This window comes from Roseofilum capinflatum BLCC-M114 (genome assembly GCF_030068505.1).
Lineage (GTDB): Bacteria > Cyanobacteriota > Cyanobacteriia > Cyanobacteriales > Desertifilaceae > Roseofilum > Roseofilum capinflatum.
On sequence record NZ_JAQOSO010000096.1, the window covers coordinates 49,612 to 62,527 of the forward strand.

A 12,916-nucleotide genomic window follows, 5' to 3' on the forward strand; every position below is an offset into this window, starting at 1 on the left:
CACTCTTACCCTTCAAGCCAATTAAAGTGAACCAAGTCATCTACCGATTTTAGTCTTCACCCCTTAGTTTAGCATAGGGTAACAATTCTGAATCATATTAATTTTTCTGATGCTTCCGATGGGCGATCGCCTTCCTCTGGGGCAGGGTTCCATAACTTCAGGGTCAGAATTTCCCAAGGGTTAATCTCTAAAGGCGGCTTTAGCTCCTCTTCTTCTAATAAATTCACCCAGTTTCCCTCATCGAGACCTAAGTTATTCTTCCTAGTCAGGATCTCCCTTTTTCCTTGGCACTCATAACCTCGGATAATCCAATTGTGCGGGTTGTCCTCCGCCCTCTTAAAAGCCGTCAAAATGAACCCTTCAGCCGAGAACTCTAAAAAACTCGATTTCACCCCCAAATCTCCTGTCTGAGATCCTTTAGATACAGGGCCGGGATAAACGGACAAAGGACTGTTCAATTCATATCCCCGTTTGACCGTTCCTGCTGCTTCCCAACTTCCGGCATGGGGATAGAGAGCATACTGAAATTCATGGTCTCCGAAATCTGCCTCTGGATCGGGCCAAGTTGAGCCACGCAATAAACTTAATCGCAATTGATTGGGGTGAGGATCGTACCCAGATTTATAATCGGTTAACAGACTCACCCCATACTCTTGCTTCTCATCCGTTAAATCAGCCCAATTGAGTGCTGGGACTTCCCATTTAGCCTGTTCTTCCTGAGTCTGGAAACGGGTAGAGCGGCGAATTGCACCACAGGGAATTTCATAGGTAATAAAATCAGCGTGTAACTGGAATGGAAAACTCACTTTTAATAGGGTATGACGGTCTTGCCAATCCACGTGACTGGTGATTCTGAGTTGATTTTGATGGGCTAATAGGGTGTAGTTTTGAGTCAATATCGAGTCTCGCAACCGGCGAACGACTTGAATTGTTTTTAACAGTTCGCCATAGGCAATCCAGGTAATAGACTCTAACTCTGTTGGTGGTAAACAATGCTTTTCATATTCTGGATCGATATTCCAAGCATCCCAATATTGCCCGCGATCGCCAAATCCTTGCAGTTGATTGCCCAATCCCCTAAGAACAGAGCGATGGTTGGGGCGATCGCGCAACTCTAGGATATCCCCCGTTTGGGGATCGATTTCAACTCTCAGCCCATCATTCTCCAGGATGAACTGGGGAGGAAACTCAACCGAGTCCACTGGCTCAGAACTGGGGACTAACCAAACCAGTTGATAGCCTACTGAAGGAACATCAGAAACCCAAAAATAGATAGAATTTCCCTCAACTTGACTGGTTAACTCTCTCCCGTCTGCATCCCAAACTTGAGCGGACAAAAATCCATCCGGAAGAGCAACAGAAACCACCTCAGAACGCGACCAATTGAGAGAATTAAAAATTAGCATCGGTTGCGCTGGAAACTGGGGGGGTTCCGGGAGAACAATTTGACTGGCGATCGCCTGCCAAGCCTGCTGCACGATCTTTTCTGTTGTCTCAATAACTTTCCTCCAGCTCTGATTAGCGTCTCGAAACACTTCCGGAATGGAAGAACCCGGTAAAATATCATGAAATTGATTAAATAAAACCGCTTTCCATGCCTGCTCTAACTGAGCTTGCGGATACTCATAGCCAGCTAACAAACTCGCACAACTTGACCAGAGTTCTGCCTGATATAACAACCGCTCACATCGGCGATTATAATATTTTTGATCGGCGTGGGTAGTATAACAGCCTCGATGAAACTGCAAATAGAGTTCATCGTCCCAAACGGGATAATTTTTCTCCTGAGCTAAACGATCTAAATAGGCATGAGCGGTCGTAAACTGAAGACGGGGAAAAAAACGAGAGTGCTGCGATCGCTCCCCAACCTCCAACATATCCCGACTCGGCCCCCCTCCATGATCCCCAACCCCTGGTAAACCCAGCACTTGCGCCTTTCCCGTCCTCTCTTTGGCTTCCATGGCATAACCGGTTAACTTCACCAAATCAATCCCTTCGCCAATGGGGGCAGACATCAGGCTTAATATCTGAGTTCCATCCAAACCTTGCCACCAAAACACCTCATGGGGAAACTCAGTCGTATCATTCCAACGCAGCTTTTGAGTCACAAAATAATCGATTTTTCCTAACTTAAAAATTTGGGGCAATTGCCAACAAAATCCAAAACTATCGGGCAACCAAGCCACCCGGTTCAAAACTCCCAAGCGATCGCGAACATAACGTTGTCCATACAACACTTGACGAATAATTGATTCGCCACTGACTAAATTAAATTCCGGTTCTACCCACAATCCAGCAATAATTTCCCATCTCCCCTCCCGTACCCGATTTTGAATGGCTGCAAATAAATGGGGCTGATGTTCTTCGAGCCAAGCATATAAAGCCGGGGTAGAATGGCCAAACGTAAGTTGGGGAAATTCTTCTTGCAATTGCAACACGGAGGTAAACGTGCGCTCGGCTGCTTCCCAGGTTTCAGAGACCGGCCATAACCAGGCTAAATCGAGATGAGCATGGCTCAGGAGGAAAATCTGCGGAGTTGGGGGAAGATTGAGAGACAACAGCCGATCGCCTAAAATTTCTAACTGGCGATTGAATTCCAGGCGATCGCTCACCTGAGACCCGTCGAACTGGGCAATTGCCCCCATCAACCCCTGCAAAAAAACCGGGTCATTCGCGCCACATAAGCGCAAGCATTCCAGCTCATCGGCAATAAACCCTGGATCGTGACCTATTTGCCCCTCAACCAGGGCTAAACTCCGCACCATAGCCCCCGGATCGTGACCCGGACTAACTAAGCGCACAGCCAAATTAAACTCTATTCCAGGGGTCACTTCCGGACTCAATAAAATCCGAGTGGCGCAATCAAACAGATCCCCCTCCTGGACACAATTCCCATTCACAAAGACCTGCGCCACTTCCGCCCACCACATTAGGCTCCATCTCAGGCATAATCCCTCTAGGGGATACCCTTGCAACCGTGGAGGAACTGTAAATCGTTGGCCGAACCAGAAAACCTGCCCCTTTTCCCAAGCCACATGCCCTTTTGCATTGATTTGCACTGGACTCCAGGACGACCAAACATCGGGATTAATCCCCCGTTCCACCGGTAAATCCTCAGCACAACATAACCATTGGGATTGTAGATCCAGGCAAGTGAGCGATCGCAGCCGATCCAGCGTTTGTTGAAATAAAGCAAAATCCATGATTTAATCAAAAATTAAATTAATTGGGAACATGAGTCCCCATCAGTTTCCCTTCCGGATCGTATAACTCCAAAGCAATACCCGCCGTTTGACTAATACTTTCCAAAGCATTTTGCACACTTTCCACATGCTCATCCACAGAAGTAAACGTGGTTAAATCTCCACTTCCTCTCGCCTGAATCAGGGTTTGGCGAACCGTAGTCACATAATCCGCAGTTAGGGTAACTTTCAATAAATTTTCACTCACCGTATATTCACAAATTTTCGGTAACCCGGCACAAGTTTGATTCAAATCATTTCGAGCTTGTTCCAAACGATTGGCTTGCTGAAGCTTGTTCTCGGCTACTTGTAACGACCCTTGATAAGCACTCACCAGAGGAGATGCTTTACTATAATAAAAACTATCCCTGGGCACTTGTTGTAAATACTTTAAGGCTTGACTCCAATGACCCACAGCTAGGGCGAGTTCTTGGTTTTGTTCAAAGTCCTTTGCTTTATCGGCTAAGGTTAACGCTTGATTATAGGTTTCGCTGGCAATTTCTTCTTTTAAGAGTCGTTCTCGGCTGGCTTGAAACTGAGTTTTATAGACATCCAACAGTTGACTTGCTTCGACCTGGGCTTGAGTTCCTTGGGGAATATTTCTTAAGCCATTAATGGCCGTTTCCCAACTGGCATAGGCTTGTTGCCAATTTTCTAAGGATTGGGCAATTCCTTGACGAGTTTTGGCCAGATCGGCGGCTTGTTTCGCCCGTTCTAAGTTTTGGTTCGCTTGCTGTTCGACTTGGATACGGTTTTGGATCGCTTCTAAATTTTGTTGATATTCTTTGAGCTTAATGTTGACTAAGGGATAAAGGGCCTGGGCACTCAACGCTTCTTCTAAATTGTGAATAGCTCCCTGCCAAAGGTTCTCGACCGTTTGCCAAGTCTCTAGAGGGTGGGGGGGGTTAAGGCTCAGTTGAGCTGCTTCGGTGGCTTGGGAAAAGGCGGTGACGATATGATTGAGGTTATCAAAGCGCTGTTCATTGACGCGCAGAAAGTCTTGAGCCTGTTGAAAATAGGGAGACCAAACGGGAATACGTTGGGCTTGGCCGATCGCCTGTTCTAACTGTTGCTGTGCTTGTATTAATCTTTGGGGATCATCCGTAGTTTCTGAAGTTTGCACGGCGACTTGGCGCAGACGTTGGGCGGTTTCGAGGGGAACACAAGTGGCGATCGCACAAGGACGAGTCATCATATACATGATCCCTCCAGCCACCATCAGCCCTAACAGTCCCCCAATTCCCCAAACCCACATCGATAAACGGGAGGACTCTTGAGTTGGGGGAAGAGACTGGGAACGAGTAGGTGTCCCTTCTGGCAAGGATTGAGCCGCACTTTGCTCCTCAAGCTTAAACGATCGCGAAAAGTAAGGCCGTTTTTCCCCAGCAACCCGCACAAAAATCCGTCCCTGGTGACTGAGCCAGGGCCGATAGTTCTGTATATCCTCTTGCAGTTGGACAACGATCTGTTCAACATCGGGTTGAATTTTAGCCCTATGTTGGGCTAAAACCATTAAACTGCCTTTTTGTAGTAAACATTGAACCCGAAACGCTTGCCCACCATAGGGGAGTTTGCTATTGAGTGTTTTTTGGAGATGCTCTCTGAGAAGTTGGAGTGGGCTACACTCCTGTTTAGTCACCATAGTCAGCCGGAACCCTTCAACAGGGAGAAAACGAAACAGTTATGGCTATTTTGACACTCCCCGACCTAAAGGTACGGGGATTCTTGAGCTAATCACAGCCCTTTCAAGTCACCTCTACTTAGGTCTTACACGATTATATCTGAACCGAACTTGCTAGAATATCACTTGTTATCTAGATGTCCTTTAGTGGTTCACTCTCCAAGCGTTTCTCCATTTTAGGAGAGGTTCGGGTCTGCCCTACCCTACCTGTCTTGTGACAAAAACTCTTATGGGTTTTCATTCAGTCTTTTTGAAGACTTACTGCGCTATGTTTTACGAGGTTTTCGCTACCCTACTTTTTTGTCTCTTGTGCTGACTTTTGAGTTCAAGGGTTCAAGCCTAAGCTATTTTACTACCGCCCACTCAGGGAATTCAAACCTCTTACATCTTAACACAAAGCCGTCCTTAAAGGACGGGGCTTTAAACCCAATTCTTCGGTAACCAAAAGCGCTCGATACTCTGGCTGGACATGGTTGCTCTGATCCGCTTCTGTCAGAACACCCCTAAATCCCATTTATTTCTCGCTCTTATAGCGCCAAAATTCACCCAGAAATGCCACTAATCCGGACATGATAATCAGGATCACACTCAGGGCGTTAATATCGGGTTTTACGCCGGTTCTGATGCGGCTGAAGATTTCCATGGGCAGGGTGTTGAAGCCACTGCCAGCCGTGAAACTGGCAATCAGGAAATCATCCATACTGAGGACAAATGCGAGGAGGCAACCGGAGACGATACCAGGAATTAATTGGGGTAAGAGGACTTGAATAAAGGCATTAAATGGCGTTGCTCCTAAGTCTAGAGCGGCTTCTTCTAGATGCGGGTCTAAATCTGCCAGTCGGGTGGAGACGACGAGGGCAATATAGGCGAGGCAAAAGACAATATGGGCGGCGACAATTGTCCAAAGATTGAGGGGAATGGCAAAGACGGCAAGGAATACAAGGGTGGCAACGGCGATCGCAATATCAGGGATAATCAGAGGTAAATAGGAGACTCCCAGATACAGGGATTTCCCCCGAAACTGATATTTCGCTAACCCCACCGCCATCAGAGTCCCCAAAACCGCCGAAATGCCTACCGCACAAAAGGCTACAATTAAGCTATTTTGCAAAGAGGAAAGAATTCTCCCATCCGAGAACAGCTTCACATACCAATCCAAGGTAAACCCTTTCCAATTGGCACTATAGGCAGATTGGTTAAAACTATAAAAGGCTAAGACGGCAATGGGCAGATACATAAACCCAAACATAACCAGGGTAAACCCAATTTGCCAGGAAAAGGAAAATTTAGATTTCGACCCCAAGGAGTCAGGGATTACAGTTTCTTCAGGCGGTTGAATCGATTGCGTCATGGGAGGGGAATGGGGAATGGGGAATGGGGAATGGGGAATGGGGAATGGGGAATGGGGAATAGGGAATAGGCAAAAGGCAAAAGGCAAAAGGCAAAAGGCAAGAGTTGATCTTCCCCATCTTCCCCATCCTCCCTATCTCCCTACCCTAGATCCTTGTGGGTAAAGGGTTTGGCATTGGCTCCGGAGTAGGTGGCAGAAATATGACCGTTACCGGTGACCTGATATTTATAGGTGATTAACCCTTCTAATCCTACCGGGCCCCGTGGGGGCATTTGTTGGGTACTGATGCCGACTTCTGCACCAAATCCGTAGCGGAATCCGTCGGCAAAGCGGGTGGAACAGTTATGGTAAACACCCGCAGCATCGACTTGATTCAGGAAGAATTGCGCCGCTTCTGGGTTTTCAGTGGCGATCGCATCCGTATGCTTCGATCCATAAGTGTTAATATGATTCACCGCTTCCTCTAGAGAGTCCACCTGTTTTATCGCTAAAATCAGATCGCTATATTCTGTAGACCAATCTGCTTCTGTAGCTGCGGGAATACCTAACAATTCAACAGTGGACTCATCTCCCAGTAATTTCACCCCTTTTTCCTGTAGCGCTTGGGCGACGGGGGGAAGAATCTGGGGAGCGCAGGAGCGATGAACTAATAGGGTTTCGATGGCGTTACAGGCAGCCGGATATTGAGTTTTTGCATCGACCGTGATGGCGATCGCCTTTTCTCTATCCGCAGATTCATCCAGATACAGGTGACAAACACCATCAGCATGACCCAACACCGGAATATTCGTATTCTCCTGCACAAAACGCACAAACGAATTAGAACCCCTAGGAATAATCAGATCCACATATTGATCTAACTTCAACAGCGCCACCGTCTCCTCACGGCTGGTCAAAAGTTGCACCACATCCGGACTCACCGCCGTTTTTGACAACCCTTGCCGAATCGCCTTTACAATCGCCTCACAAGACCGTAGCGCCTCCTTTCCACCCTTGAGAATTACCCCATTTCCCGACTTAATCGCCAGAGTAGAAATCTGGATCGCCGCTTCCGGACGCGCCTCAAAAATCACACCCAAAACCCCTAACGGACAACTAATCCGTTTCAGAATCAAACCTTCATCTAGCTCCCGATGGATTTGTACCGTACCCACCGGATCGGGTAACTTTTGCACATCCCGCACCCCAGCAATATTGCCTTTTAGCTTCGTTTCATCCAATTTCAGGCGATGATAAAGCGGTTTTGCAATCCCTGCGGCAGTTGCAGCTTCACAGTCGGCTTGGTTTGCGGCTACAATTTCCGGTGTAGCCTGTTCCAAGGATTGGGCGATCGCCTCAATCGCCTGATTTTTCTCTTCTGTAGTTAAGCCAGCTAACTGACGCGCTCCTTGTCGCGTCTTTTGGGCCAGTTCAATTAATGTAGGAGAAGCCATAAGTCATTAAAAATTAACAGTTTTCCCGATCGGCAGCAAAGGTTGTTTTTCCAGACTTTATCTTAATCTCTGCCTGAAAGCAGAAGCCAGTATTCCCCAGAGTTTACCACACCGCTATAACTTTTCACCAATCCCCATTACCCATAAGCCGTAGACTTTAAGAGTTCAACCGCTCCATCCCCCGCTCATACAATCCTCGCGCATAATCAGTCCAAGTCCCCTGTCCCCAATAGCGAAAACAACTGGTTTCCAGCAGCAAAACATAAAGCAGCGCCTCTTGATACTCTTCCTGTTGAGTCACAGTTAGATCTTGTGCGACAACATCATCATATTTTTGATGAAACAACGCACTTAAATGATGCATCGGTTCTAAGACATTTTCATAACCTTGCACCCAACTAATATCATTCGTCCAAGATGCTCCATCGAGATCGAACTGGGGATCAGTTTTCTTTAATTCACTTAATACCGTTTGCACCTTCTCTGGAGTCACCTCATCTCCCACCATTTGCCAAATCTTATGCTGCTGAACCGCCTGACACTGGGGATAATCATCGGAGTTTACTCCAGCATTATCCAACAACTCTAAATATTCCGTCCCATTTAAACCAACAACTCCATCCTTATCTCGGCCATTACCTTTAATCTCCTCCCAAACCGGAATAAAATCACGAGGATATTCATTCATCATTACGCCTCCATTTTCACCATCAGCAATTTGGGTGACACAACTCGGAACATCAACTTTACCCAACATTTGTCTAGAGCGCGTTTTGGCTTCATGATAGGGTTGCATTTGCGCGACCAATTTTGTATCTGAACCTTGGGTTTTAATCAAAGCCGTAATCCGGATTTCTTGTCCTTGGGAATTGCGGGCAATCAAACTATTGGGTACATATTTATCATCCTGGGTTAAGGGACTACCGTCTAAGTGTTCAACTGAACTTTCCTGTACCAACAACCAACGATACCCACATTCTTTCAAGGCTTTAATATATTCATACAGGGTATCCGGATGGTTAGGCAGATGCATTTCCGGCGGTGAAAACCCCTTAACTCGCTTGAGCGCCTCTGTACCAAAAATTGCCCTAAATTGATGTTGCCACGCCACAATATGCAATTTAATATCAGGAATAGGTGTAGAGGGAACAACCGCATGACTCCACATCGTTCCCAACCATTCCACACAATCAGAATAAGGGGATTGGGTCAAAATTTTCAGCGACCCTAGAATATCCTCGCGCCCCATTTGTTCTAATCCCCAAAGGAGGTTCCCCGAATAATCCAACATGATGCGCGGATCGCAGCCTTGGTTAACCAAATTGGGGATAAATTCTCCCATGCGTTGATAACACCAAGCAAAGGGAGCAGCATTGTGATTATCGCCTTCTTGGGGATGGTCAAACATATAGTGTAAATTGCTAATTAATGCCCCATTTTTACCCGCAGGAATGGTGGGTTGATGCATATGCAAGGCACAAGCAAAGGCGGCGTTAATCTGGTCGATCTTCCAGGTGGATGCAGAGCGATAGACGGGCGTTTGTTCTTGGACAAGGGCCGTGATTTCTGCTTCAGAGCCACAGATAGGAGGTAAGGGGGTTAGAGTCATGGGGTTTAGATAGCGGAATTTTGACTTAAAATTTGCTCAGTCTTTGATCTATAGCTTATCAGCCATGACCCGAAAAAGAGGATTCTTTTGGTATTCCCAAAATTATTGGTGCAAACGATGGGATAAAATAGTATTACCGACTATAATTGCCACCTTGAGAACTCTCACCTATTAGCCCCCATGGTTACTTCCACAGACTTTCGCGGTTTACTCAATCAACGCTTTGCCAAGAATTTCTTCCCTATTCCTGCAACCAGTCCTTGGGACGTGGGAGTAAAACCCCCTGATTTTCAATTGCCCAATATCACCCAGGGGGGAACGGTGCGCCTGTCCGAGTATCGCGATCAAAAACCGGTGATTATCGCTTTTACCCGCATTTTCACGGAGAAACAATACTGCCCCCTCTGCTTTCCCCATATTAAAAAACTGAATGAACAGTATGAAGCGTTTACAGAGCGGGGCGCAGAAGTGCTATTAATCACCAGTACCGATGCACAACAGAGCGAAATCGTGGTTCAAGATTTAGGCTTGAAAATGCCCCTGCTCTGCGATCCCGACTGTATCACGTTCCGCGCCTATGCCGTCGGTCAAGCCTTGGGCGCACCCCTACCTGCCCAATTTGTCCTCGATAACCGGGGAATTTTGCGTTATAAACACCTCTTCTCTTTTCTTCACCCCAATGCAGAGATTCAAACCTTGCTCACCGTTTTAGATAACCCATTTTAGATGACAGAACATTTAAACATTTACCAACTCGGTCATCCCCTTCTGCGAACCCTTGCCCAACCCATTGCCAACCCAGAAGATCCGCAGATTCAACAACTTATTAATCAATTAATTACGACCACAGAAACCAGTAACGGAGTCGGCATTGCCGCTCCCCAAGTCGGACAATCTTACCGTTTACTCATTGTTGCCTCTCGCCCTAATCTCCGCTATCCCCATGCTCCAGTGATGGAACCGACCCCACTGATTAATCCACAGATTATCAGCCATTCTGATACCCAAATCAAAGGATGGGAAGGCTGTCTTAGTGTCCCCGGAATCCGAGGATTAGTGCCCCGATTTACAGAAATTGAAGTTGAATATATTGATGCAACTGGCCAACGTCAGCACCGGATCTTTACTGATTTTGTGGCTCGCATTATCCAACATGAATGGGATCATCTAGAGGGGAAACTCTTTATCGATCGCGTGGAAAGTACCCAAGATTTAATGAGTGAATCGGAATACTACCGACAAATTGTGGGGACTGTCAACCCCTCCTCCTGCCCACCCTAGGATGATGGGTAATCATCGCTTCATCTTCAAGACTATCAACTCAGCAGACGAAATAAAAGAAATTGAGTTTGTTGATGGGAATTAAAATTATCATCACTAACCAAAATTAAACTCTGACTCCCGTCGGGAAAATGGGGGCCAAATGTCATCCCTTCCAAGTTATCCAGGGTAATCCCTAACCGATCTAAATCGAAAAGGAATTGTTTGCGAATGGCTTTTAATTCGCCCAGGTTACCTTTGAGAGATTGAATATTGGATATATCGGTGGCTGCTCCAGTTACTGCTTGGAAGAGCTTGACCTGAAAACCCGATAAACCAAAAGATCGCTCTAGGGTGAGAAAATGTCCCGGTTCATCTAGGGCCAAAATCTCTGTTAAACCTTGGGATAGGATCTTAGATTCAGGGGGATCGAGTTCATACAGGTGTTCAGAAACTAGCAGAGGGGGCCCTTCACTGAGGAGATAATGCATCCACCGAATTCGACTATTGAGGAATTCTTTGGCTTCTGGATCTTGGTCTTGGGTTAAGGCCGCTTCTGTGGCGACAAAGACCCGTAGGGGTTCGCCTGTTGTGGGCACGGGGCCGATGGGGTTCGTGGTTAAAGATTCAAATCCTAAGTTATTTTGTACTCCTTTTTCTTGCTCCTCTTCTGGAGCATCGGGGATATAGCGCCGAGGAATGGGGAGCTGATTTAACCATTGTCCAGTTTGAAGGTCGTATTCGGCGATCGCAGGGGGAATCTCTTGATCGGCAATACCTTCACTGGCAATTAAAACGCTTTGGTTGGGAGTGATGGCCAGTCCTTCTGGATCGAGGGTATTTTCTGGATAAAGCGTACCTTCGGGGGTTTTTAAGGGGGTAACTGCTTCTAAATCGACTTGAAAGGGGTCGAGGGAGAGATTAAACGTATAAAAGCGAGCTGGGCCGTGAAAACTGCGGTCATCGGAAAGGGCATACAGTTGATTGCGACCTCGATCGTAGGCGATCGCCGATAATCCTCCCACCGTTGTGCCCTCAAACTCCCTTTTCGGTAGGCTAACTTCTCCTACCCATTCCAAAGACAAGGGCAAAAACAACCGCTCTTGGGCACTCACTTGAGGAAGACTACAAGCAGTAAGCAACCCAACCAGACAGATACTTAACAGAAACCGGGGAACTAAGAAGCGTTTCATCCACACCCAGACCATTCAATCATCAATAAATCATCAATAAAGGCATCTTAACCGATTGTCTGAACTATTCCCCATTCCCCCTAGAAGCCACATTACTACAATTCAAATATTCTGCACTGCAAGGATCAACCGGTTGTCCATAAACTCCAGGGGGATAAACTTCAAAATGTAGGTGAGGGCCTGTTGATTGTCCGGTACTGCCGACTAAACCAATCGTATCTCCCTGGCGAACTTGCATTCCTTCACGCACTAAAATTCTAGACAGATGGCCATAAAGGGTGCGCGTACCATCAGCATGTAATAACGTGATGGTTAACCCTCCTTCTCCAGCAGATTCGTTAGCAAACGCGACTTTGCCATCGGCTACAGCCCTGACTGGACTTCCCATGGGGGCCACAAAATCAACCCCGGCATGGAGTTCTCGACCCCATCTGCGGGTAGTACGCCATCCATAACCGGAGGAAATACGAGCATTTTGTAGGGGATAGAGCCAGGTGTTTGGGCGAGGTTCCTGGATAGGAGGGGGAGAAACCCAAGCGCGATGATCCTCGGCATTGCTGTTTTGGGGGGAATTCTCTGTGGGATTTTCTGTCCGATTTTCCCATGGATTCGGTCTTTCTAGGGAGGGTTGGGGAAAGCGTCGGCTGGGTAACCGAGCGGCAGAGAAGTTTCCAGTGCTTGGAATCACGCCACTGGAATTAATGGCAAAATGGGAAAAGACTTGATATCCTTGGTTCCTCAATCTGGGCACAATAGAAGCCATACTCATCCTATAAGTCAGTGCTTGTACGCCTTCTACCGTTTCCAGTTGGCTGCCTGACTCTTGAAATAAATGGCACACTTTGATCTGATTGTTGGGAATTCCGGTGAGGCGGCTAATGTTTGCTATATCGTTATCTTGGGTATTTTGGATAAAAATAAATCGGCTGTTTAAGTTACAAACCTCACTGGAAGACGATCGCCAATTCCAGCTCTGAGCAATGGATGCCTGTTGAGGAATAAGGACGCGAGCAAGGGGAATAAGGGCGATCGCCAATCCCAATACAGCCAAGCGGATACGTTGTGTGATCATCTATTTACTCCCAAGAACTCTCGATCAAAAGCAGTGCCTCAGTCTCGGATTAAAGACTTATGTTATCGGATCTTG

The 12,916-nt window shown here is 46.9% G+C and carries 9 protein-coding genes; 2 read left to right on the forward strand and 7 right to left on the reverse strand.

Annotated elements, in window-relative coordinates; genetic code table 11:
* Positions 1–92: 92 nt before the first annotated feature.
* The 5 genes from PMG25_RS18390 to PMG25_RS18410 all read right to left on the reverse strand — a co-directional run bounded on the left by PMG25_RS18390 (position 93) and on the right by PMG25_RS18410 (position 9,316).
* Positions 93–3,203, reverse strand: a complete 3,111-nt coding sequence (locus PMG25_RS18390; protein ID WP_283768351.1) for an alpha-mannosidase — start codon at positions 3,201–3,203, stop codon at positions 93–95.
* A 19-nt stretch (positions 3,204–3,222) separates the two neighbouring features.
* On the reverse strand, positions 3,223–4,884 hold the full coding sequence (locus tag PMG25_RS18395) for a hypothetical protein (protein WP_283768352.1): 1,662 nt from the start codon (positions 4,882–4,884) through the stop codon (positions 3,223–3,225).
* Between the two features lie 553 nt (positions 4,885–5,437).
* Complete coding sequence (locus PMG25_RS18400) at positions 5,438–6,274, reverse strand: ABC transporter permease (protein ID WP_347178880.1); 837 nt, start codon at positions 6,272–6,274, stop codon at positions 5,438–5,440.
* A 140-nt stretch (positions 6,275–6,414) separates the two neighbouring features.
* Entirely contained in the window at positions 6,415–7,707 is a 1,293-nt protein-coding gene (locus tag PMG25_RS18405) for a glutamate-5-semialdehyde dehydrogenase (protein ID WP_283768354.1), read from the reverse strand.
* A 157-nt stretch (positions 7,708–7,864) separates the two neighbouring features.
* Positions 7,865–9,316, reverse strand: a complete 1,452-nt coding sequence (locus PMG25_RS18410) for a polysaccharide deacetylase family protein (protein ID WP_283768355.1) — start codon at positions 9,314–9,316, stop codon at positions 7,865–7,867.
* Positions 9,317–9,496: 180 nt separating this feature from the next.
* Here PMG25_RS18410 and PMG25_RS18415 point away from each other — a divergent pair, with 180 nt between their 5' ends.
* Both PMG25_RS18415 and def read left to right on the forward strand, forming a co-directional pair.
* Positions 9,497–10,042, forward strand: coding sequence for a peroxiredoxin family protein (locus PMG25_RS18415; protein ID WP_283768356.1), 546 nt, complete (start codon positions 9,497–9,499; stop codon positions 10,040–10,042).
* Positions 10,043–10,597 carry a peptide deformylase gene (def, locus tag PMG25_RS18420; RefSeq protein WP_283768357.1) on the forward strand — a complete coding sequence of 185 codons (555 nt, stop codon included), beginning with the start codon at positions 10,043–10,045 and terminating at the stop codon, positions 10,595–10,597.
* A gap of 35 nt (positions 10,598–10,632) precedes the next feature.
* Here the strand turns inward: def and PMG25_RS18425 are convergent, their stop codons facing one another.
* Together PMG25_RS18425 and PMG25_RS18430 are read right to left on the reverse strand one after the other, a co-directional pair.
* Complete coding sequence (locus PMG25_RS18425) at positions 10,633–11,769, reverse strand: esterase-like activity of phytase family protein (RefSeq protein ID WP_283768358.1); 1,137 nt, start codon at positions 11,767–11,769, stop codon at positions 10,633–10,635.
* Between the two features lie 64 nt (positions 11,770–11,833).
* Positions 11,834–12,841 carry a M23 family metallopeptidase gene (locus PMG25_RS18430; protein WP_283768359.1) on the reverse strand — a complete coding sequence of 336 codons (1,008 nt, stop codon included), beginning with the start codon at positions 12,839–12,841 and terminating at the stop codon, positions 11,834–11,836.
* Positions 12,842–12,916 lie beyond the last annotated feature (75 nt).